This is a genomic window from Brevibacillus sp. LEMMJ03 (genome assembly GCF_007197875.1).
Lineage (GTDB): Bacteria > Bacillota > Bacilli > Brevibacillales > Brevibacillaceae > Brevibacillus > Brevibacillus thermoruber.
Genome location: NZ_VKJN01000001.1, coordinates 281,910 through 304,387, shown reverse-complemented (window position 1 = coordinate 304,387; position 22,478 = coordinate 281,910). Strand labels below are relative to the sequence as shown.

18 protein-coding genes and 1 pseudogene are annotated in these 22,478 nt (G+C 61.4%); 2 read left to right on the top strand and 17 right to left on the bottom strand.

Going from position 1 to position 22,478, the window contains the following annotated elements:
* Nucleotides 1–54, top strand: a pseudogene (locus FOI68_RS24210) (Z-ring formation inhibitor MciZ); the annotation flags it as partial.
* A 7-nt stretch (nt 55–61) separates the two neighbouring features.
* On the opposite strand, the gene FOI68_RS01460 reads toward FOI68_RS24210, so the two are convergent.
* The 12 genes from FOI68_RS01460 to FOI68_RS01405 form a co-directional block, all read right to left on the bottom strand.
* Nucleotides 62–1,249 carry a DUF3866 family protein gene (locus FOI68_RS01460; protein WP_143862129.1) on the bottom strand — a complete coding sequence of 396 codons (1,188 nt, stop codon included), beginning with the start codon at nt 1,247–1,249 and terminating at the stop codon, nt 62–64.
* A 208-nt stretch (nt 1,250–1,457) separates the two neighbouring features.
* A complete protein-coding gene (locus FOI68_RS01455; RefSeq protein WP_029099511.1) occupies nt 1,458–2,573 on the bottom strand; it encodes a M20/M25/M40 family metallo-hydrolase in 1,116 nt (371 codons plus the stop codon).
* 297 nt (nt 2,574–2,870) lie between these two features.
* Nucleotides 2,871–4,427: an acyl-CoA carboxylase subunit beta gene (locus tag FOI68_RS01450; protein ID WP_143862128.1), complete on the bottom strand. Its 1,557-nt coding sequence runs from the start codon at nt 4,425–4,427 to the stop codon at nt 2,871–2,873.
* Entirely contained in the window at nt 4,420–5,271 is an 852-nt protein-coding gene (mce, locus tag FOI68_RS01445; RefSeq protein ID WP_035289710.1) for a methylmalonyl-CoA epimerase, read from the bottom strand. The genes FOI68_RS01450 and mce overlap by 8 nt, the downstream gene beginning before the upstream one ends.
* A 44-nt stretch (nt 5,272–5,315) precedes the next feature.
* Nucleotides 5,316–6,968, bottom strand: a complete 1,653-nt coding sequence (locus FOI68_RS01440; RefSeq protein ID WP_143862127.1) for an acyl-CoA mutase large subunit family protein — start codon at nt 6,966–6,968, stop codon at nt 5,316–5,318.
* A 317-nt stretch (nt 6,969–7,285) separates the two neighbouring features.
* Entirely contained in the window at nt 7,286–9,430 is a 2,145-nt protein-coding gene (locus FOI68_RS01435; protein ID WP_143862126.1) for a copper amine oxidase N-terminal domain-containing protein, read from the bottom strand.
* Between the two features lie 515 nt (nt 9,431–9,945).
* Complete coding sequence (locus tag FOI68_RS01430) at nt 9,946–11,307, bottom strand: dihydrolipoamide acetyltransferase family protein (protein WP_143862125.1); 1,362 nt, start codon at nt 11,305–11,307, stop codon at nt 9,946–9,948.
* A gap of 33 nt (nt 11,308–11,340) precedes the next feature.
* Nucleotides 11,341–12,324, bottom strand: coding sequence for an alpha-ketoacid dehydrogenase subunit beta (locus FOI68_RS01425; RefSeq protein ID WP_035297912.1), 984 nt, complete (start codon nt 12,322–12,324; stop codon nt 11,341–11,343).
* Between the two features lie 12 nt (nt 12,325–12,336).
* Complete coding sequence (locus FOI68_RS01420; protein ID WP_035297914.1) at nt 12,337–13,329, bottom strand: thiamine pyrophosphate-dependent dehydrogenase E1 component subunit alpha; 993 nt, start codon at nt 13,327–13,329, stop codon at nt 12,337–12,339.
* Nucleotides 13,330–13,356: 27 nt separating this feature from the next.
* Nucleotides 13,357–14,778, bottom strand: a complete 1,422-nt coding sequence (gene lpdA, locus FOI68_RS01415; protein WP_029099503.1) for a dihydrolipoyl dehydrogenase — start codon at nt 14,776–14,778, stop codon at nt 13,357–13,359.
* A 169-nt stretch (nt 14,779–14,947) separates the two neighbouring features.
* Nucleotides 14,948–16,039 (bottom strand): Glu/Leu/Phe/Val dehydrogenase dimerization domain-containing protein, encoded by a 1,092-nt coding sequence (locus FOI68_RS01410; protein ID WP_044897632.1) that lies wholly within the window; start codon nt 16,037–16,039, stop codon nt 14,948–14,950.
* Between the two features lie 228 nt (nt 16,040–16,267).
* Nucleotides 16,268–18,334, bottom strand: coding sequence for a sigma 54-interacting transcriptional regulator (locus FOI68_RS01405; protein ID WP_044897633.1), 2,067 nt, complete (start codon nt 18,332–18,334; stop codon nt 16,268–16,270).
* A 150-nt stretch (nt 18,335–18,484) separates the two neighbouring features.
* Here FOI68_RS01405 and FOI68_RS01400 point away from each other — a divergent pair, with 150 nt between their 5' ends.
* Complete coding sequence (locus tag FOI68_RS01400; protein ID WP_029099500.1) at nt 18,485–18,748, top strand: DUF2627 domain-containing protein; 264 nt, start codon at nt 18,485–18,487, stop codon at nt 18,746–18,748.
* Between the two features lie 22 nt (nt 18,749–18,770).
* Here FOI68_RS01400 and FOI68_RS01395 read toward each other — a convergent pair whose 3' ends face one another.
* From FOI68_RS01395 to FOI68_RS01375, 5 genes are all read right to left on the bottom strand, one after another.
* On the bottom strand, nt 18,771–19,646 hold the full coding sequence (locus FOI68_RS01395) for a hypothetical protein (RefSeq protein WP_029099499.1): 876 nt from the start codon (nt 19,644–19,646) through the stop codon (nt 18,771–18,773).
* Nucleotides 19,631–20,320, bottom strand: a complete 690-nt coding sequence (locus tag FOI68_RS01390) for a glycosyltransferase family 2 protein (protein ID WP_044897634.1) — start codon at nt 20,318–20,320, stop codon at nt 19,631–19,633. The genes FOI68_RS01395 and FOI68_RS01390 overlap by 16 nt, the downstream gene beginning before the upstream one ends.
* Nucleotides 20,307–20,864 carry a copper transporter gene (locus FOI68_RS01385; RefSeq protein WP_044897635.1) on the bottom strand — a complete coding sequence of 186 codons (558 nt, stop codon included), beginning with the start codon at nt 20,862–20,864 and terminating at the stop codon, nt 20,307–20,309. Before FOI68_RS01385 ends, FOI68_RS01390 begins: the two co-directional genes overlap by 14 nt.
* A gap of 12 nt (nt 20,865–20,876) precedes the next feature.
* A complete protein-coding gene (steA, locus tag FOI68_RS01380; protein ID WP_044897643.1) occupies nt 20,877–22,013 on the bottom strand; it encodes a putative cytokinetic ring protein SteA in 1,137 nt (378 codons plus the stop codon).
* Between the two features lie 173 nt (nt 22,014–22,186).
* A complete protein-coding gene (locus FOI68_RS01375) occupies nt 22,187–22,363 on the bottom strand; it encodes a DUF2759 family protein (RefSeq protein WP_065066239.1) in 177 nt (58 codons plus the stop codon).
* Nucleotides 22,364–22,478 lie beyond the last annotated feature (115 nt).

Here is a 22,478-nt window from a genome sequence, read left to right as displayed (position 1 = left end):
ATGAAAACCTATGTAAGCGAAAAGCAGCTGCGCATGGTCGGCAAAGTGTGGGAAATCCGCGCTACACTCCGCTCCTGGTCAAAAAAAGAGCTAACGCTGCAAGAGTATCTGGCCCGACGCAGCGGTGTTTCCCGCCGCTAGCACACCCGGCCAAAAAGGGAGCGCTCCGCACCGCGAGATCCCCGGCCAGGACAGCCGCCTGAAACGGGGCCGGATCTTCCCGCCAGTGCCTGCCCATGGTGACAAACGACAGGCCAAAGGTCCGCTCCAACCGCTCCAGATGTTCATGATCCGGCGCCGGTTCGCTCACGGGCACATGGCTGCCGCCACGGATCAGATCGGCCGTTTGGCTGCGCACAATGTCGTCGCGCCCGTCGCAAAATGCGGGCACCACCAGCAGCACCGGCCGCAGCGCAAATCGGCCAAGGACGGTCCGCGTGTGATGGCTGACGCCAAAGTGGCGTTCGCGGGGATCGGCAAAGCTGAGACGGGGGATGAAAAAGGGGACGCCTCCCAAAAGGGACACGGCGTGAATCACCTCCGCCAACTGCATGCCCGAAAAGCCCAGCGGCGTCCCTGTTCCGGTCACACCCGGGCCGAGAAAGCACAGGATCACGTCCGCCCGTTCCACATGCCGGGCCGCCAAGAGGCCGTTGTGGATTGTCACGGTTTCCCGGTCGCCGCCCCAGGCGTGTCCCGTGGTGACGGTTGCCGCCAGCACGCCTGCCGACTTCAGGCGCGCCACCTGTCGGCTCAGGGCGATCGGCAGCGAAGCGGCGTCCGGCATCACGTACACCAGGCGTTTTTCCGGTGCCGCCCATGCGACCGCCGCTGCGGCTGCCGGAAGCAGGCTGTGCAGTTCGCCGATCAGCACAGGTGTTCCCTCCAGCGAAAGCGACTCATCACAGAACCGTTCGTGGTACGGGCTGTCCTGCTCTTCCACCGTATCGACGGCAAGCTGCGAGGGCGCGTAGCGCATTTTCATCACGTGTCCCCATGCCCCTGGGGACAGATCCGTTTCGACGGTTCTCCCCGTTTTCCCCATGACGATGTGGAACCCGCCCGTTCCCAGTTGAAGCCGAACGGCGGTCGTGTTCACCAGAACTTCGTCGCCCGCGGCGAACTCCTCGTCGAAAAACGAGACGGCCGGCTCGGCGAGGCCGCTGTCGTGCAGGCGCACTTCCAGGATCTGCACGCCCGGCCGCTTCTCCCGTACCTCTGTCACCATCCCCGCTGCCACGCGAAGCATGTCACTCCCCTCCTCCCCTTCTTTGTTTCAGGGGTCTTCTCATGTTCAGTCTATGTTCGGCATGGCTTGTCCCAATCATCGAGGTGTTCCCGGGATGAGCGTCCTTTCGCGTAAGCGGCATGGCCAGCCTTTCCCTTGCACAATCTCGCACGCGCACAAAAAAAGGCCGGGACCCCTGTCAGGTATCCCGGCCCGCACACCGCGCTCCTTATTCCAGCACTTCGGCGATGATCGCCAGCACCAGTTCCGCTGCCTTGTTCAGTTCCGCAATCGGCATGCGCTCGTTTTTCGTATGGATTTCTTCGTACCCGATGCCGAAGTTGACGCTCGGAATGCCGTACCCGTTGAACACGTTGCCGTCGCTGCCGCCGCCGCTGGCAATCAGCTCCGGTTCGCGGCCGACGCGCTTCACGGCGGCGATCGCCTTTTGCACCACCGGGGTCTCTTCGCTGTATTTGTAGCCGTGATACATGAAGATCACGTCGTTTTCGCAGCGTGCTCCCATTTCCGCCGCCGCTTCTTCAAAGGCGGTGGTCATCTTTTTCACCTGCGCCTCCAGCTTGTCCATCACCAGGCTGCGCGCCTCGGACCAGACTTCCACGTAGTCGGTCACGATGTTGTATGCCTTGCCGCCTTCAAAGCGGCCCACATTGGCGGTCGTGTCCGCGTCGATGCGGCCGAGCGGCATGCGGGAGATGGCCTTGCTGGCGACGGTAATGGCGCTGATGCCGTCCTCCGGATTGACGCCGGCGTGAGCGGCCTTGCCGTAGATTTTCGTGACAATCCGATACTGACCCGCTCCGGCGACGGTGATCTTGCCCACCGGTCCCTCGGAATCCAGGATAAAGCCCATTTCGGCCTTCAGCAGGCTGGCGTCCATGGCGCGGGAACCGACGAGGCCGGATTCTTCGCCCACCGTGAGCACGACCTGGATCGTCGGATGCGGCAAATTTTGCTCCTTCAGCGTGCGCATCGCTTCGAAAATGGCGGCGATGCCGGCCTTGTCGTCGGCGCCGAGAATGGTGGTCCCGTCGGAATAGACGTAACCGTCGCGCACCTGCGGCTTGATGCCGCTGCCCGGCACGACCGTGTCCATGTGGCTGCTGAACAGAATGGTCGGCCCTGGGGCGGTGCCCTCCAGCGTCGCGATCAGGTTGTTGGCGCCGTGGCCTGTTTTGGCAGCCGCGTCGTCTTCCTGCACCGTAAAGCCCAGGTCCGTCAATTTTTCCTTCAGCACCTTGGCAATGGCCGCCTCATGTTTGGTCTCGCTGTCGATTTGGACGAGCTCCAGAAACTCGTTCAGCAATCGTTCCTGGTTGATCACACCCGATTCCTCCCTGAAAGATGGCCTGCCGCTTCGCGATGATTGCTCCGCAGCCGGCAGGGCCCAGATTTTTGCGGGAACCCCGGTCCGCCGCACCACCGATGCGGCCGTGTCCTGGCTTTTCTCCTCATGCCGCACGCTGCTGCCGCTCGGGCCGGGAGGATTCACATTCCTTGCCAATTACCCACATGTACCAGTATACCGCAAAAAATTTTTTTCTACCATGCATTCCCGCAAACCGTCCGGCCGACTGCCTGAACATTCAAAAGTACAGGACTCTTCCGCCAAACAAACGGATCACAGCGGGATGTTTCCGTGTTTCTTGGCGGGCCGCTGCTCCTGTTTGTTCCTCAGCATCTCCAGCGACAGCTTCAGGTACTTGCGCGTTTCGCGCGGATCGATCACGTCGTCCACCATGCCGTGCTCCGCCGCGACGTACGGATTGGCAAATTTCTCGCGGTATTCGGCGATCTTCGCCTGCCGCGTGGCGGCCGGATCGTCGCTTTGCTCGATGTCCCGGGCGAAGATGACGTTGGCCGCCCCCTCCGGGCCCATCACGGCAATCTCCGCGTTCGGCCAGGCGTAGACCACGTCGGCGCCGATCGCCTTGGAGTTGAGCGCGACGTACGCGCCTCCGTACGCCTTGCGCGTGATGACGCTGATCTTCGGCACGGTCGCTTCGGAATAGGCGTACAGGATTTTCGCCCCGTGGCGGATGATTCCGCCGTGCTCCTGATTGATGCCCGGGAAAAAGCCGGTGACGTCCACAAACGTGATCAGCGGCACGTTAAACGCGTCGCACGTGCGAATAAACCGGGCCAGCTTGTCCGAGGAATCGATGTCCAACCCGCCGGCCATCACTTTGGGCTGGTTGGCGATCAACCCCACGCTTTGTCCGTTGATTCGGCCGAAGCCGACCACGATGTTTCGGGCAAAATTGGGCTGCACCTCCAGAAAATCGCCGTGGTCCACCACTTTCTCCAGCACTTTTTTCACGTCGTACACTTTCGTTCCGGCCACGGGCACCAGCTCGATCAGCTCTTCCAGCCAGTCGCCCGGGTCCCCCTCGTACGGGAGGCGCGGAGGTTCCTCGCGGTAGTTTTGCGGAAGAAAGGCGAGCAGGCGACGCACCTGTTGCAGCACGTCCTCTTCCGTCTCCGCCGTGAAATGGGCGTTGCCGCTGATGGCGGAATGCACCGAGGCGCCGCCAAGGTCTTCGCTGGAGATTTTTTCGCCGGTGACCGTCTCGATCACTTTGGGGCCGGTGATGAACATCTGCGACGTCTTCTCCACCATAAAGACGTAGTCGGTAATGGCCGGCGAATACACCGCCCCGCCCGCGCACGGACCGAGAATCACGGAGATTTGCGGGACAACCCCGGAGTAAATGGAATTGCGGTAAAAAATATGGCCGTACCCGTCCAGGGAGACGACCCCTTCCTGGATCCGCGCGCCGCCGGAGTCGTTCAGGCCGATGATCGGGGAGCCGTTTTTCGCCGCCAAATCCATGATGTTCGCAATCTTTCTGGCGTGCATTTCTCCCAGGGCTCCGCCAAAGACGGTGAAGTCCTGGGCAAACACGTACACCAGGCGTCCGTTGATCCTGCCGTAACCGGTGACCACGCCTTCGCCTGGCGCCTCCAGCTTGTCCATGCCGAAGTGGGTGGCCCGGTGTTTGACGAACGGCTGCAGTTCCACGAAACTGTCCGGATCGAGCAGGATGTCAAGCCGTTCCCTGGCAGTCAGTTTGCCGCGGTTGTGCTGGGCGGCGATTTTTTCGTCGCCGCCGCCCATCTCCACCTTCCGCTTCCGTTCGTACATGTCGTCTATTTTTTCGTACATCGCTTCATTCATGTGCCGCTTCCTCCTTGCTCTCGGATGCTGCCGGACCCTGACACAGTTCGTACAGGACGCCATGCGCCCCCTTGGGGTGCAGGAAAGCAATCTGCGCACCGTGGGCGCCCGGCTTGGCCGTTTCATGGATCAGCGGAACGCCGTTTTCGCGCAGGCGGAGCAAGCGCTCATTCACATCGTCCACGTCGAGGGCAATGTGATGAATGCCTTCTCCCCGCTTTTCGATGAAACGGGCGATCGGGCTGTCCGGACCGCTCGGCTCCAGGAGCTCGATGCGGCTCTCGCCGATCCCCAAAAACGCCACCCGCACCTGTTCCGACGCCACCTCTTCCGTCCCCAGCAGCGGCAGCCCCAACTGCTCCGTGTAGAACGGCAGGGCATCCTCCAGGCTTTTGACCGCGATGCCGATGTGGGCAATCTTGTTGGGAGCGGGCTGCAGGCTCATCCGTTTGCGCTTTACCTGGGAGCGGATGAAATCGGCTGTCACCCGCGTCGGCGTCCCCGGAGTAAAGACCTCGGCGATCCCCTGCGATTTCAGATAGGGAATGTCCTCCTGCGGAATGACCCCGCCGCCGATGACGAGAATGTCGTCCGCCCCCTGTTCCCTGAGCAGGCGCACCACTTCCGGAAACAGCTCGTTGTGGGCGCCCGACAGACACGACAGGCCGATGACGTCCACGTCCTCCTGTATGGCGGCGCTGACAATCTGCGCGGGCGTTTGCCGCAGCCCGGTATAGACCACTTCCATGCCCTCGTCCCGCAGCGCTTGCGCGACCACCAGAGCGCCGCGGTCATGGCCGTCCAGCCCCGGTTTGGCTACCAGTACGCGAATGGTTCGTTCCATGTTGATCCCCCTTGTTCACTGTGAATCCTTGACAGCGGCTGTTCCTACACGGCGCGGTACTCGCCGAACACCTCGCGCAGCACGCCGCAGATTTCGCCGATGGTGGCGTAGCTTCGGACACACTCCAAAATCAGCGGCATGAGGTTTTCCGTCCCCTCCGCGCCTGCCCGCAGCCGATTGAGCGTTTGCTCGACAATGAGATTGTCACGACGCGCCCGCAGCGCATCCAGGCGCTCCTTTTGTTTGCGGCCCAAGGCCGGATCGACGCGGAGCAGCTCGGGCTGCGGCTCGTTTTCCAGTTGAAAGCAGTTCATGCCGACCACTTTTTCTTCGCCCGATTCGATCTTCCGCTGCGTTTCATAGGCCTGCTTTTGAATTTCCCGCTGCATGTAGCCCGCTTCCACGGCGGCCACCGCCCCGCCCATCTGTTCGATTTTTTCCAGATATTCCAGCGCTCTGGACTCGATCTGGTCGGTCAGGTACTCGACGTAGTATGAACCGGCCAGGGGATCGACGGTGTCGGTCACGCCGCTCTCAAACGCGATGATTTGCTGCGTCCTAAGCGCAATCCGCGCCGATTCCTCCGTCGGCAGGGCGAGTGCCTCGTCGCGCGAGTTGGTGTGCAGGCTTTGCGTGCCGCCCAGCACCGCGGCCAGGGCCTGTATGGTCACGCGCACGATGTTGTTGTCCGGCTGCTGCGCGGTCAGCGTCGAACCGCCCGTCTGGGTGTGGACGCGGAACTGCCAGGACTTCGGATTCTTGGCCCCGTAGCGCTCCCGCATCAGGCGCGCCCACATCCGGCGTGCCGCGCGGAACTTCGCGATCTCTTCAAAGAAGTGGTTGTGCCCGTTGAAGAAAAACGACAACTGCGGCGCAAACTGATCGATGTCCAATCCGGCCTGCAGCGCCGCTTCCACGTAGGCCATGCCGTCCGCGAGGGTAAAGGCGACTTCCTGCACGGCGGTGGACCCGGCCTCCCGAATGTGGTAGCCGCTGATGGAAATGGTGTTCCACTTGGGCACGTGTTTGGCGCAGTAGGCAAAGATATCGGTGATCAGCCGCATCGACGGCTTCGGCGGAAAGATGTACGTGCCGCGCGCGATGTACTCCTTGAGAATGTCGTTTTGAATCGTGCCCGACAGCTTTTCCGACGGCACCCCCTGCTTTTCCGCCACGGCGATGTACATCGCCAGCAGCACGGAAGCGGGCGCGTTGATCGTCATCGACGTGCTGACCTTGTCGAGCGGAATTCCCGCCAGCAGGGTCTCCATGTCCTCCAGCGAATCGATCGCGACCCCCACCTTGCCCACCTCGCCAGCCGCCATCGGATCGTCGGAGTCGTACCCGATCTGGGTCGGCAGGTCAAAGGCCACGCTGAGCCCGGTTTGTCCCTGTTCCAGCAGATAACGAAAGCGCTTGTTGGTCTCCTCCGCCGAACCGAATCCGGCGTATTGGCGCATCGTCCACAGACGGCCGCGGTACATGTTGGGCTGAACGCCGCGGGTATAGGGATATTCGCCCGGTAAACCAATTTTTTCCATGTAAGCGTCATCAATCCGATCCGGCACGTACAGCGGATCTATCTCAATATCCGACGAGGTGGCAAAGCGCTGTTTGCGCTCCGGCGTCTTTGCCAGACGCGCGGCCAGCTCCTGTTGCCACTTCCGGTACAGTTCGGTACAATCTTTTGTAGTCACCGGTCAACCCCCGTTTCCTGTGTAATTGGCAAGGAGGAAGGAAAGGCTCCCCCTTCCAATTCTAGCACAGCGAAGTACACAATAACGCGACAATTTCCACTTTTCGTGAAGTAATTTTTGCAAGGCCCGGTTCAGGAGGTAGTTACGATGAGGAATCAGTCCCTGTTTGCCAAAGTGTTGGTAATCGTGCTGGTGATATCGCTGGTCGTCCCGATGTTTTTCTACTTTCAGCCGTAGACAGGCAGGCGGCATCCAGCCCCGTACAACGGAAAACCCCCTTCCGCATTGGAAGGGGGTTTTTCATGCGCCGCTGGGGATTAGCGGTAGACGTACACGCTGGACGTTTTGGCATCCCAGCCCACTTTGTAGCCGAGCGAATCCGTCACGAAACGGATCGGGATCATCGGCATGTTGTTTTTCAGCGCGACAGGCGCCGGCAGGGTTACCTCCTTGCCGTTGACACGGGCTGTCTTGGCGCCAACCGTGAGTTTGATCTGGTTCGTGCCGCTGACAATCGTTACGGTATTGTTGTTCCAGATGGTGGTCAGCGCCAGCGCTTCCTTAAAGAACTGCGCCGGAACCATTGTCGTGCTGCCGTTGGCCAGGTATGGCGCCGCCTGCAGCGGGTAGCTCTTGCCGTGCAGCGTGAACGACGGCGTGTTCAGTTTAAACAGCGCCGCGTTTGCCGGAACGGTCACCGCAGGCTGCGGTTGCGGCTGCGGCTGCGGCGTTGCCGGCTTTTGCGCCGGTGCCGGCATGCCTACGCCGACGGCACGGGCAAACAGCAGGCCTTTTTCCTCAGACGTAAACACGCTGATGCTGTACGCGTTTTTCACCGACGGGTTAATGATGTTGGCGCCTGCGCCGATCACGACATTGGCTGCGCCGCCAGCCGGAATGTCCTGCGCCGGATAGACCAGCACATTTTGACCGCGAACGGCGACGAAGTTGGCAGCGACGCCATTTACCGTCACGTTTGCCGGAGCGATGTAGGCAGGTACGCGGTAGCCGGCCGGGAACACGATCTCGATGAAGTCGCGCTGCTTGTACAGCGGCATCGTCACGCCCTTGATCGCGATGTTGACGCCGGTCGGTTTGCCCACGGCCGTGTTGGTCAGCGTGATGGTGGACGTGCTGTTGTTTACCTGGGCAGGCGTGCCCGCTGCCGGAGCCGGGTTCGGTGTCGGCGTCGGTGCCGGCGTGACCGACGTACCCGAGATGGTGAAAGGTTTGGACGTGATCGTTTTGCCGTCCACCGTCATCTTCAACTGGTAGCTTCCCGCCGTTTTCGGATTGGTCAGCCATGCATCGTACGAGATGTCCACCTTGACTTTGCTGGAAGAGGTGAAGCTGTACGGCGTGGTCAGGTAGATTTTGTTGCCGGACGGCGCCACCTTGCGCGGCGTTTTGCCGTTAATGGCAAAGTCGGACGGATTGAGATAGCCCGGAACCATGTCGGCGGACGGGAATTCCACGATCACGTCGCTGTCGGAAGCCAGCTTCCTGCTGCCGAAGTCGGCTTCAAACGTGTAGCTGGAACGCGCTCCCACACCAGAGTCGGAAAGGGTCACGCTGAAGTCGCCCGAACCGCTGGTCGAACTGGAGCTGGAACCTTTGATTTCAAATTCTTCCGACGTGTATGTAGTGCCGTCCCATTTGACTTCGATGACGTAATCGTCGTCCGCATCGGGATTCTCAATTTCCGCTCCTTCGTAGAAGGTGAGCGTCAATGTTTTGTCGCCGGCGGCCTTGGACGGCACCTTGATTTCCACCTTGTTGCCGGAAATTCTGACATCGTCGGGTTCATACTCGTTAATGTCCACGTCGTCGGTGCTGATTTTGCTCGGGAGCATGTCTTCATCCGGGAAGTAGACGGTGACCCAATCGCCTTTGGTCAGTTTGTCCTTCAATTTGATCGGACCCAGCTCGTATTTGGACGTTTCGCCTTCTGTCGTGCGGCTGATGTACACGTCAAAATCGTCATCCTTGGCGGAGCTGCTGCTGCTGTCGTCCACAATGTCGACCTCGTAGTCTTCCCAGGACTCCCTGGACGTTTTCACGGAGACGATGTAGGAATCCTCTTCATCCGGGTTGGTGATGCCGCTGTCGATGTCGATGGAGATATCCTCTCCCGCATCCACGGCTTCGTCAACGGTAATCTCGATCGTTCTGCCGGAGACTTCGACTTTTTTTACATCGACACTGGCATCGATGTCGTCTTCATCAATGTTGGAATCGACATCGAAATCCTTGTCAAACCTGATGTAGATGATGTCTCCCTTCTTCAAGTCCTCGTCCAGGACAAAATCGATATAATAGGCGCTTTCTTCGCCTGCCGTATCGTCCTCCGGATCAACGGACAGGTCATCGATCGCATATGCGGAATGCGGGGCCGCCAAAAGCGGCGTGGATACAAGCGCTGTTGCCAACACAATCGGAAGTGTCTTTTTGCTCTTCTCCATGTTTGTCCTCCCATGCTTCTCGTAATCTTTTACACTCTCTTCTTGTCGAACCGCTATCAGTTTACCATAAATACGAAACAGAGGGAATCTGTTCATCGGAAAATGGTAAACACAACCGGTTCATTAAGCTATGACGACGGAAGCAGGCAAAAGGTTACAAAACGGTTACACAAAAATTCAGCAAACATGAGAAAGGCCAGATTCCTGTGTGAATCTGGCCTCAGACTGAAGACAAACCGATTGCATCGAGGAGAAGCATGTTTCCAGCAGAGCGACTTGTGAGCCCTACCGAGCGGAGCAGCGAGTTGCGGGAAAAAGGAGCGCCACCTCTGAATGGGCTTCGTAGCGATGCGACTTTGGCGCTCCCCCGCAAATCGGTGCGGAGCGTGCAGTCCATGCGTCCTTGCTGGGCGAGCACGGAGCGGATGCCGGAAACGTGCTTCTCCCGCCAACAGTTCCTTTGTCCGCACACAAAAGCCAGATTCCTGTGGGAATCTGGCCTTGTGTCGCGTTGGCTAGTACAGTTTGGTGTCCGGGCCGATGGCCTCCAGCTTCTGCTTGACGCTTTGCAGGAAGCGGCCGCAGACGAGGCCGTCCAGCACGCGGTGGTCCAGCGAGAGGCAGAGGTTCACCATCGAACGGATGGCGATCATGTCGTCGATCACCACCGGCCGTTTGACGATCGCCTCCACGCTGAGAATGGCCGCCTGCGGGGCGTTGATGATCGGCATGGACAGAACGGAGCCGAACGAGCCGGTGTTGTTCACCGTGAACGTGCCGCCTGTCATGTCTTCCACCGTCAGTTTGCCGGCGCGCGTGCGGGCCGCCAGATCCTCGATCGATTTGGCGATGCCGAGGATCGACTTTTGGTCCGCGTCCTTGATCACGGGTACGAACAGCGCCTCCTCCGTCGCCACGGCGATGGAGATGTTGATGTTTTTCCTGACGATGATCTTGTCGCCCGCCCAGGTGGAGTTGAGCATCGGGTATTCCTTGAGCGCTTCCACCACGGCCTTGATGAAAAACGGCAGGAAGGTGAGGTTTACCCCTTCCTTGCGCTTGAACTCCTCTTTGACCTGATTGCGGAAGTTGACCAGGTTGGTCACGTCCACTTCCACCATCGTCCAAGCGTGAGGGGCTTCGTGTTTGCTCTGCACCATCCGGTTGGCAATCGTCCTGCGCACGGGCGTCACCGGGATGATCTGATCACCCGCCGCCACCGGGATGTCAAAGGCGCTCGCGCCTGCCGACGCCGCAGCGGAGGCGGCCGGCGCAGCGGGCTGGGCGGACGGAGCGCTTACCGCCGAAGCCTCCATAGGCCGCTGGGCAGGTGCCGCCGCTGCCGGGGTCTCGGCCGCTGCCGGCGGCTGGCCGCCCGCGTCGATGATCGCCTGCACGTCTTTGCGCGTCACCCGTCCGCCCAGTCCGGTTCCGTTGACGCGGGACAGGTCGATCCCGTGTTCCTGCGCCAATCGCAGCACCGCCGGCGAATAGCGCTGCTTGCCGCCCTGCCGTTCGGCTGCCGCTGCCGGTTGGGACGGGGCTTTCGGCGTCGCGCTGACGGGCTTGGCCGGAGCTGCGGGCGCTGCTGCCGCGACGGGCTCCGCTGCCGCCGGGGCCTGCGGCTCAGCCGCGACGCCCTCCTCTTCGATGTACAGGATCAGCGTCCCCACTGCCACCGTCTCTCCCTCGGGCACGACGATCTCCGTTACCCGACCGGAGACGGTGGACGGCACTTCCGCATTTACCTTGTCCGTGGTCACTTCGGCCAACGGATCGTATTTCTTGACCACATCTCCCACCTTCACCAGCCATTTGGTGATGGTGCCTTCGGTCACGCTTTCGCCAAGCTGGGGCATTAGCACTTTTGTTGCCATGTCCACGGTCCTCCTATCGCCTTATTGAACCCCTTAAAAATGCGCCAGTTCCCGCATCGCTTCCAGCACTTTGTCCGGGTTGAGCATGAAAAACTTCTCCATCGGCGGACTGTACGGCATGGCCGGAACGTCGGGGCCGCACAGGCGCTTGATCGGCGCATCCAGGTCAAACAGACATTGTTCGGCGATCACGGCAGCCACTTCCGCGCCGACGCCGCCTTCCTTGTTGTCTTCGTGGACGATCAGCACCTTGCCCGTCTTGGCGGCCGCTTCCGCAATCGCTTCCTTGTCCAGCGGATACAGCGTGCGCAGATCCAGCACATGGGCGCTGATGCCTTCTTCGGCCAGCTTTTCCGCCGCCTGCAGGCAGAAGTGGAGCGTCAGCCCGTACGAAATCACCGTGATGTCCGTCCCTTCCCGCTTGACGTCCGCCTTGCCGATCGGCAGGACGTAATCCTCCTCGGGCACTTCCCCTTTGATCAGGCGGTAGCAGCGCTTGTGCTCGAAAAAGAGGACGGGGTCGTCGTCGCGGATGGCCGCTTTCAGCAGGCCTTTGGCGTCGTACGGCGTGGACGGCGCCACCACTTTCAGGCCGGGCACGTTGGTAAACAGCGCTTCCACGGACTGGGAGTGGTACAGCGCTCCGTGCACGCCGCCGCCAAACGGGGCGCGGATCGTGATCGGGCAGTACCAGTCGCCGTTGGACCGGTAACGCATTTTCGCCGCTTCGCTGACGATCTGGTTGACGGCCGGCATGATGAAGTCGGCGAACTGGATCTCGGCGATCGGGCGCATGCCGTACGCCGCGGCCCCGATCCCCACGCCGACGATGGCCGATTCCGCCAGAGGCGTGTCGATGACGCGCTCTTCGCCAAACTCTTCGATCAGACCGACGGTGGCGCGAAACACGCCGCCGCGCACGCCGACGTCCTCGCCGAGAATGAACACGTTGGGATCGCGCCTCATTTCTTCGCGCATCGCCATGGTAATCGCATCAATAAACGAAATGACTGCCATCTGGATACCCCCTTATTCCCCGTACACGTGCGTGAGCGTCGATTCCGGCGCCGGATAAGGCGCGTTTTCCGCGTACTCCGTCGCCTCGTCCACTTCCATCTGCACGCGGGCCAGCAAGTCCTGCTCCTTGTTCTCATCCATCAGGCCCACCTCTTTCAGGTATTGGCCGAACAGCAGGATCGGGTCTTTTTTCTTCGCTTCTTCCACTTCTTCACGCGTCCGGTAGGTGCGGTCGTCGTCGTCGCTGGAGTGGGGGACGAGGCGGTACATGACCGCTTCGATCAGCGTCGGACCTCCGCCGGAGCGGGCCCGCTCCACCGCTTCCTTCATCACCCGGTACACTTCAATCGGGTCGTTGCCGTCCACGCTGACGCCCGGAAAGCCGTATCCGATCGCGCGGTCCGCCACGCTTTCGCAGGCGAGCTGTTTTTTCAACGGCACGGAGATGGCGTACTTGTTGTTCTCGCAGAAGAAGATGACGGGCAGCTTGTGAACGCCGGCAAAGTTGGCCCCTTCGTGGAAGTCCCCCTGGTTGCTGGAGCCTTCGCCGAACGACGTGTAGACGACGAAGTCCTTTTTCTGCATTTTGCCGGCCAGCGCGATGCCCACTGCGTGCGGCACCTGCGTCGTCACCGGGCTGGACCCGGTCAGGATGTTCCACTTCTTGCCGCCGAAGTGGCCGGGCATCTGCCGGCCGCCGCTGTTCGGGTCTTCCGCCTTGGCGAACGCCGACAGCATGCAGTCGCGCGCCGTCTGTCCGAAGACCAGCACCACGCCGAGGTCGCGGTAATACGGGCAGAGGTAGTCCTTTCCCTTCTGCAGGGCAAAGGCCGCTCCCACCTGCGCCGCTTCCTGCCCCTGGCAGGAAATGACGAACGGCACCTTGCCCGCCCGGTTCAGCAGCCATTGGCGCTCGTCAATCTTGCGCGCCAGGAGCATGTAATAGTACATGTCCAGCACCTGCGCGTCCGTCAAGCCCACTTGTTCATGACGCTTGGTTGTCATCGTCGGATACCCTCCTTGCTATTCGCGCTAAATGTGAATCGCCTTGCCGTCCACTGCCAGCGCCGCTTCCATGAGCGCTTCGGACAGGGTCGGATGCGGGTGTATGGCATGGCCGATTTCCCACGGAGCGGCGTCCAGGACGCGGGCCAGTCCCGCTTCGGAAATCATGTCCGTCACGTGGGGGCCGATCATGTGCACGCCCAAAAGGTCGTTGGTCTTCGCATCGGCCACCACCTTGACAAAGCCGTCGTTTTCGCCGTGGACGAGCGCTTTCCCCAACGGTTTGAAACTGAATTTGCCGACCTTTACCTCGTAGCCCTGCTGGCGCGCTTCCGCTTCCGTCAGGCCGACATTGGCCACCTCCGGCCGGCTGTACGTGCACTTCGGCACTTTGCTGTAGTCCAGCGGCTCCGGATTGAGGCCGGCCATGTGTTCCACGGCCAGGATGCCTTCGTGCGAGGCCACGTGGGCAAGCTGCAGCCCGCCGATGACGTCGCCGATGGCGTAGATGTGGGACTCCGCCGTCTGATAGTGCTGGTTGACGGCGATCACGCCGCGCTCCACCTTGATCTCCGTCGCCTCCAGGCCGATGTTTTCCACGTTGGCCTGCCGCCCTACGGATACCAGCAGCTTCTCGGCCGCAAACGTCTGCACGCCGCCGGCCGTCTCCGCCTGAATCGAGACGCGGCCGTCCGATTTCTCCAGGGTGTCCGGCAGCACCTTTGCGCCGGTGACGATGTTCACCTTGCGCTTTTTCAGCAGACGGGCCATCTCCTTGCTGATCTCCTCGTCTTCCAGCGGCAGGATCCGGTCGGCGTACTCCACCACCGTCACCTCGACGCCGAAGTCGTTCAGCATGGAGGCCCACTCGATGCCGATCACGCCGCCGCCGACAATCGTGACGGACGACGGCAGTTCTTCCCATTGAAGCGCTTCGTCGCTCGTCACCACATCTGTGCCGTCAATCGTCAAGCCCGGCAGTGTCCGGGGGCGGGAACCGGTGGCAATGAGCAAAAAGCGGGGGACGATCATCTCCTGGTCCCCGTTCGGCTTTTCCACCCGCACGGCCCCTGCCTGCGGCGAAAAAATCGACGGCCCCATGACGCGGCCAACCCCTTCAAAAACCGCGATGTTCCCTTTTTTCATCAGGTACTGAACGCCCTTGTGCAGCTGCTCGACGATCCCCTGCTTGCGCGACTGCACCTTGCGGAAGTCGTAGCCCACGCTGTCGGCCAAGACGCCGTACTTGTCGCTTTCCTTCAGGGTCGCGTACACCTCGGCACTGCGCAGCAGCGCCTTGGAGGGGATGCAGCCGCGGTGCAGGCAGGTGCCGCCCAGCTTCTCCTTTTCGACGATCGCCACTTTCATCCCCAACTGGGAGGCGCGGATCGCCGCGACGTAACCGCCTGTCCCGCCTCCCAACACGACGAGATCAAATTCCTGTGACATGCGTTCCATCTCCTTTCGTCCGTGGCGGGGCGGCTGGGGCCGACTCCACCGTCCGGGATCTGCTTTCGCGTCCGGCGAATATGAACATTCACTCGGCTGGTTATGTATCGGGGCGTCCGCAGCGCTGCCGCGGGCGCTCCCCGGACAAGCCGCCGGTCAGGCGGCGGTATTAGCGGTGGTAAACAGTCTTGCCGTTTCGAAGGAATGTATTGCGGGACTTGGCGACGCTGGCGATGCGCTCCTCCGCCATGCGGTCGGCCGCCTTGTAGGACGGTACGCCGTCGCGCTCGGCGATCTCGAACACCTTCAGGATGTTGTCGTAGATCGTCTCCACCTTTTTCAGCGCCCGCTCCCGGTTGTAGCCCTGCAGCTCATCCGCCACGTTGATCACGCCGCCCGCGTTGATCACGTAGTCCGGCGCGTAGATGATGCCCATCTCATGAATCATATCGCCATGCCGTTCTTCTTTCAACTGGTTGTTGGCCGCGCCGGCGATCACCTTCGCCTTCAGCAGCGGAATCGTGTCGTCGTTGATGATCGCCCCGAGCGCGCACGGTGAGAAAATGTCGCAGTCGACGCTGAAGATCTCGTTGACGCCGACCGCTTTCGCGCCAAAGTCCTCCACCGCCCGGTTGACGTTCTCCTCGTTGATGTCGGTCACGATCAGATGGGCCCCTTCTTCGTGCAAGTGGCGGCAGAGGTTGTACGCCACGTTGCCCACGCCCTGCACCGCCACCACGCGGCCTGACAGGTCGTCGCTGCCAAACGCCAGCTTGGCGGCCGCCTTCATGCCGCGGTAGACGCCGTAGGCGGTTACCGGCGAGGGGTTGCCGCTGGAGCCGAACGCCGGAGAGACGCCGGTGACAAAGTCCGTTTCCAGATGGATCATGTCCATGTCGGCCACGGTCGTTCCCACGTCCTCGGCCGTGATGTAGCGGCCGTTCAATCCCTGGATGTAGCGGCCAAAGGCCCGGAACAGTTCCTCGCTCTTGTCTTTGCGCGGATCGCCGATGATCACGGCTTTTCCGCCGCCGATATTCAGGCCGGCCGCCGCGTTTTTGTAGGTCATCCCGCGGGCGAGCCGCAGCACGTCAACAATCGCTTCTTCCTCGGATTTGTACGGCCACATGCGCGTGCCGCCCAGGGCCGGTCCCAGTGTCGTATCGTGAATGCAGATGATCGCTTTCAAACCGGAGTTTTCGTCTTGACAGAAGACAAGCTGCTCGTAGTCGTACTTTTGCATGTAATCAAAGATGTTCATGAAGAAACCTCCCTAGTATGATTCGTCTTCGCAATCCGGCAGTCATGCGGAGAGGGCCCATCTGCCTGCTCCCCGATTGGTATATTATGCAATAGTCGTGCCATAAAAGAAAGGGAATGAAAGCGCTTCATTTTTGCGAAGGACCCGCTCGGGCTTGCCTCTGCCCTGTGCATGATTTTGCACGGATAGGCAAAAGGTTGCATGCAAAAAATTGCATGGTCGTCTCGCTCAGCTCTGCTCCTCGGCGATCCCCAGCTTTTCCAGCTTGTAATAAAGGCTGCGGATCGAAATGCCCAGGCGTTTGGCCGCCAGCGTCCGGTTGCCTTGAGCGGCGGCCAGTTCGCGGATGATGTGCTGCCGCTCCGCTTCTTCCACCGCCTCCTTCAGCGTCTTGCCCGTGGAGGCGGCAAACGGCTGTCCCGGTCCGCCGAGGTTTCCGCTTTTTCGTTCCAGCGGCGGCAGATGCTCCGGCAGGATGATCCGCTCGCTGATCCGCATGTGGATCATCGCCCGGCCCAGCACGTTTTCCAGCTCCCGCACATTGCCCGGCCAGTGGTAGGAGAGCAGGATCCGCAGCGTCTCCGGGGCGATCTCCTCGACGCTGCGCCCGTACTCCTGATTGTACTTGCGCAGCAGGTGCAGGGCGAGCGGCTGTATGTCCTCCAGCCGCTGCCGCAGCGGCGGGATGTAGATCGGCACCACGAGGAGCCGGTAGTACAAGTCTTCCCGAAAGCGGCCCGCCTGGATCGCCGATTCCAGGTTGACGTGGGTGGCGGCAATGACGCGGACGTCGACGTCGATCGCCTTGGTGCCGCCGACGCGCACCACCTCCCGCTCCTGCAGGACGCGAAGCAGTTTTACCTGCATGCTCATCGACAGTTCGCCGATTTCATCGAGAAAAATGGTGCCGCCGCTGGCTTCCTCGAACAAACCCCGCTTGCCGCCGCGCCGCGCGCCCGTGAACGCTCCCTCCTCGTATCCGAACAGTTCGCTCTCCAGCAGATGCTCCGAAATCGCGGCGCAGTTGACGCGGATGAACTGCTTGTACTTGCGTTCGCTGGCGTTGTGGATGGCGTGGGCAAACAGTTCCTTGCCCGTCCCCGATTCGCCGCGCAAGAGCACGGTCGCCCGGGTCAAGGCGGCCTTTTGCGCCTGTTCGATTGCCGCCCGCATCGGCTCGCTGAAACCGATGATGTCGGCGAAGGTGTACTTGGCTTCGAGGGTGCGGATAATCTGGTGGGCCCGCTCCAGTTCTTCCGTCAGCCGTTTGATCTCCGACACGTCGTGGATCACCCCGACGCTGCCTTTCAGCTCCCCGTCCACCATGACCGGAGCCACGTTGACGACGACGTCCTTGCGTTTCGGTCCCAACTTCATATGTACGCCGCGAACCGGCTTTTTTGTCTTCAGGACACGCATGTGCATGCTGTCCCCTTCGGAGATGTCCACCGTTGCCGGCTTGCCGATGATGTCGTCAGGCTGCAGGCCGGTCAGCCGGGTGTACGCGGGATTGATTAACAGGCCGTTTCCCTTGGCGTCGACGACCGAGATGGCCTCGTCGGACGAATGAATGATCGCCTGCAGCATGCTTTTCAGTTCTTTCAGGTCGGTCACTTCTTCCGCCAGCGCCATGATTTCCGTGATGTCGCGGAAGATGGCGACGGCGCCCACCACCTCGCCTTGTTCGTTGCGTACGGGAACGCGGTTGGTGATGATGCGCGTCTGATTGGGCAGCACCTGCTCCTGGTTGAGCTCCGGCTGCCCCGTCTCCAATACAATATGTAAGCGCGTGTTGGGGATCTTCTCCGCTGCTACCGTCCCCAGCACATCCGCTGCCTCGAGGCCCATCAGCCGTTCCGCCGCCTTGTTGAACAGGGTGATCACCCCCTGCCGGTTGACGGCGATGATCGCGTCATGGGTGGAGTTCAGCATGGTCTCCCGCTCCCGCTGGTTCTGCGTCAAAGCGGCGATCAGCGCCTCCCGCTCGCTGATCAGCTTCATGATGATGCCGGTAAACGTCCCCGGAATCAGCGCCGTCTTTTCCTGTTTGAGGCGCAGGATCTCTTCATAGGCCGCCTGGTTGCCGGTCGCCTCCAGAATCACGTCCACGTCCCGGGACAGATACGGCCGAAAATCGGTGCCGACCTCGATTCCCAGCGAACGGGCCAGTTCCAGGCCCGGCGCGTCGCTCCGCTCATCCACCACGGCGATGATCGTCATCTCCTCCATGTTGCTCAGCAGCCGCAGGAGCGCCGTTCCGCCCCGGCCGGCCCCGACGATGAGCAGCTTGTGCATGCGCGATCCCTCTTTCCATCAATCAGAAATCAGACTGTTACCATTGTACCCCATGCGCGTCCGGTTGGACAGGCGCATGTTCCGTTGGACAAGGGGCGACCCATCCATTATGATGGGAAGGGAGCAAGTTGGAAAGGGGTGAAAACGCCCTTGATCGGCCAAAAACTGATCGCGCTCCTGATCATGGTGATTCCTGCAGCGCTCGCCATGTACGGAATCAAACTGATCCGCGATGCGCTTTTTTACTCCGTAACCCCCGACGTGGACTTTCTCTGGGGAAAGCTGCTGCTGGGCCTTTTGCTGTTCGTGGGTCCCGTCAGCTTTATCGGCGGGTTCATCCTGCACCACGACCGGAAGCGGAACCGCGTACAGCCCCGCTTCATGAAACGCGATCCGGAGGACGACGAAGACTAGAACCAGGCGTGACGACCTGGTTCTATTTCGTTTCGGCCGGACGGCCCCACTGGTCCAGCCGGTTCAGCCAGCCGACGGATTGGATCACGCGGGAAAAGGAGACGAATTCCGCCAGCAGGTGGAGGCCCGCAAACACGAGCAGGATGGCAATCTGCACGGCGAGCGGCAGGTTGGTCGCGAGGCCGAACCCAGCCGCGAACCCCAGGTAGTTGGCTCCCGTGTCGCCCAGCATCAAGCGGCCTGCGGCGTCATGCCGAAACACCAGCGCAGCCGCAGCCGCAACGGGAACCATCCATACCCAGCAGGGCGCGGCCCCTGCCGCAAACGCCCCGCCCCCCACGGCCACGGCCGCAAGCAGCGCGAACACCTTGAGCGCGCGCGCCGGCCGCAGGTCAAACATGTTCAATACGTTGGGCGACAGCGCCAGCAGGCCGGCGGCTGCAAGCGCCGGCAGCGTCTCCCCGTAAAGGGCGAGACTGACCAACAGGGCCGTGCTCCCTCCTCCCCACGCTTTCCACATGCCGCCGGTCATGCGCCGTTCCTTCCAGAGCGCGCCGAGGTGGCCGCGGAAGCCTTTTACCGCTTTGTCGGAACTGCAGTCGTCCAGCCAGCCCCAAAACGCCATCGACGCCGAACCGGCCAGGAACAAAACGCCCACGCGCAGCATGGCAGGCTCTTCGGCGGCAATCAGGCAGACGAGCAGCATGGCCGCCTGCGCGGCGGCTGCATGGCAAAAGACCGCCACGCCGCCTCCCGTCACCACGTCTTCGCCCCTGTAATTCTTGCGGATCATGCCCCGCTGGCGCAGCTTCTCCAGAAAGGCGGAAAACAGCAGCCAATGCCCGACCGCGGGGACGCCGACGCCGAGCGACAGCAGCGCCATCAGTTTCGCGTCCACATGCCTCCCTCCCACCATTTGCGCCCGAGCGCCCGGCCGATCGCCAAAAATTCTTTTCCCCGGTGACAGCAACCGGCCCAATCATTTCCGGTCTGCCGGTGGGAAAAGGCGACCGGCACCTCCAGCACCCGGTACCCGGCTCGAAGCGCATCGATGGTCAGCCCGACTTCGATGCCAAAGCCCGTGTCCAAACGCCCCGTGTGTTCCAGCACCTGGCGGCGAACGGCCCGCTGCCCCGACAGCGGCGCCCGTGCCCGATACCCGGTCAGCAGCCGGATGCCGTGATGCGCCAGCCCTTTTGCCAATCCCACGCCCGCCTTTCTCGCCGGAGCAGGAAGTACGGCCACTGCCATGTCGCAGGCGCCGGCGAGGACGGGAGCGAGCAGGTCGTTCGCTTCCGCCGCACTTTCCCGCAGATCGCCGTCCAAGAGCAGCACGATGTCACCGCCGGCACGCCGCCAGCCCGTCTGCAGCGCCCCCCCTTTGCCCTGGTTGCGCGGCAGTCGGATCACCAGATCGGCCCAGCCGTCCGCCAGTTCGCCCGTCCCGTCCGTACTGCCGTCGTCGACGACGATCAGTTCGTCGCAGGTGACGCGCTCGCGGACAGCCCGCAGCGTGGGAACGATGGAGTCGGCCTCGTTGTAGGCGGGAATAACCACGCTAACTGTTTTCACGCGCCTCCCTCATTTCCGTCAGCAGCTTTTGCACGTTTTCCAACAACCCCCACTGTTTGGCCGGCGAATCGGGCACCTCTTCCGCGTACAGCCAGCGGCAGTCGCGCGGCAGCTTCGCCAACCAGTCCGGCTGCACGGGGCCAAAGACCAGAAGCGGCCCGTCCAGCGGCACGCTTCCCTCCCGGTAGGACAGCACGTTTACCCCGACGGAGCGGAACATCTGCTTGAGCCGCCCCATTCGCTGCTGATCCGCATGCCAGACATACACGCTGCTTCCCCTCAGTTCATCGGAATACCGGGTGGCCAACAGCCGCTCCACTTCTTCGTGGCTCCGCTCCATTTGTACCAAGATCCGGTTTAGCTGCTGCTTCAGCTCGCTGTTGCTGCGCAGCGCCTGGTCGTATTTGGCTTCCATGTTCTTCAGGACTTCCTGTTCCTTCATCGCAAACCACGATTGTCCGGCCGTTCCCCCCAGCAGGATCCCGATACCCAACGCGAGAAACACTGCGGCCAGCGAAATCAGGTGATGACGAAAGTGAATCAATTCCGTCGCCTCCTAAAATGCCCAACTGCGCCACTGCACCCACCACATCTGCACGGCGTGGCGCGCGACCGGGTTGACCGCCAGAGCGGCCGCGACCGGAACCAGTGTGGCGGCGATCATCAGCGCCCACCAGTTCCACGACCAGCGCGGCTGGTAGAGCTGGCTGACGCCCTTGGCGTCGATCAGCTTGGGCCCGATTTTGGTGCGTACCAGCAGGGTGCTGGCCATGCCTTTGCGTCCTTTCTCCAAAAAGTCAATCATATTGGAATGCGAGCCGATCGTGACGATCAGCTTCGCCTGTTCCTCGTAGGCGAGCAGCATCGCGACGTCTTCGCTGGTCCCCGGCGCGGGCAGCAGGTGATAGCGCAGACCCAGCGCCTCGACCCTCCCCCGTCCGGGCGCGCTGCCGTCGGGAAAGGCGTGGACCACCACCTCCGCCCCGCAGCACAGGGCGCGGTCGGAAATGCTGTCCATGTCCCCGACGATCAGGTCGGGCGTGTATCCGCACTCCATCAACGCGTCCGCCCCGCCGTCCACGGCGATCAGCACCGGCCGGCACTCGCGGATGTAGGATGAGAGCATCCGCAAATCCTCCCGATAATGTCTGCCGCGCACGACCACCACCACATGCCGGTCCGCCATCCGCGTGACCAAGGGTAGCTTGCGCAGCGGATGGAGAAACAGTTCTTTTTCCCGTCCGGCGAACTGCAGGGTGTTGTCGATAAACGCGGACAGCACGTCGTCCAAGCGTTCGTCCGCCTCCCTCCGCTTCGCCGCGATCCCATCGGCGGTGACGGCCCGAACGGCGGCGACCGGACGCCACTGCCCGTCGGTGTGCACCAGCAGCGCATCGCCCGACACCGCCGCCCGCCTGCCATCCAGCTCTTCCACCAGGCCGCTGTGGCCGCCGACGACTTCGTACATGGGAATCCCCGCTTCCAGGAGTCTGATCGCCCCTTCCGCGGGGTAGGTGCCGGTCATGAACGGGGAGAGGTTGATCACGGCCTGCACGTTGGCTTCCAGCAGCGAACGGGCCGCCACCTCATCGACATCAGCGTGATCCACCAGTGCGATTTGCCGGGGCTGAAGCCGTTTGCAAAGCTGTTTGGTTTTGCGGTCGGCCGCGATCGTGGCCGCGCACGCAAACATGCCGGTATCACTGCGCTTGCCCACCTGTCCCACCTCCATCCCTAGTATGCTAATGATTTCCGTCGACCATGCAATTCGGGAAAAGAAAAGGAGGCTGCGCAATTTGCGCAGCCTCCGCATGCAACCGCTTTCGTCCCCCTCGCGAATGACCCCGTGAACGCGAGGATGGCCCCCTATACACCTTTTGTCGCGTAGTAGATAATCAGTCCGTCTGCGAACAGGAAAACAGCCAGGGACAGCAATCCGAATCCGACCGCAAACTTGTTTTTGGCTTTCATGGAACGGAACACGCCCAGTGCGATGAAGAACGTGAACACGAACATCAGGATATCGAACAGCGTAATTTTCATCCGAAAGACAACTCCTTTAAAAAAATGACGCGCAGGAATAGAATGGCACTTTCATTATATAGAATCGCCCACGGGTATACAAGTCGTATCGGAATTGTGACAAACGATTTCACAA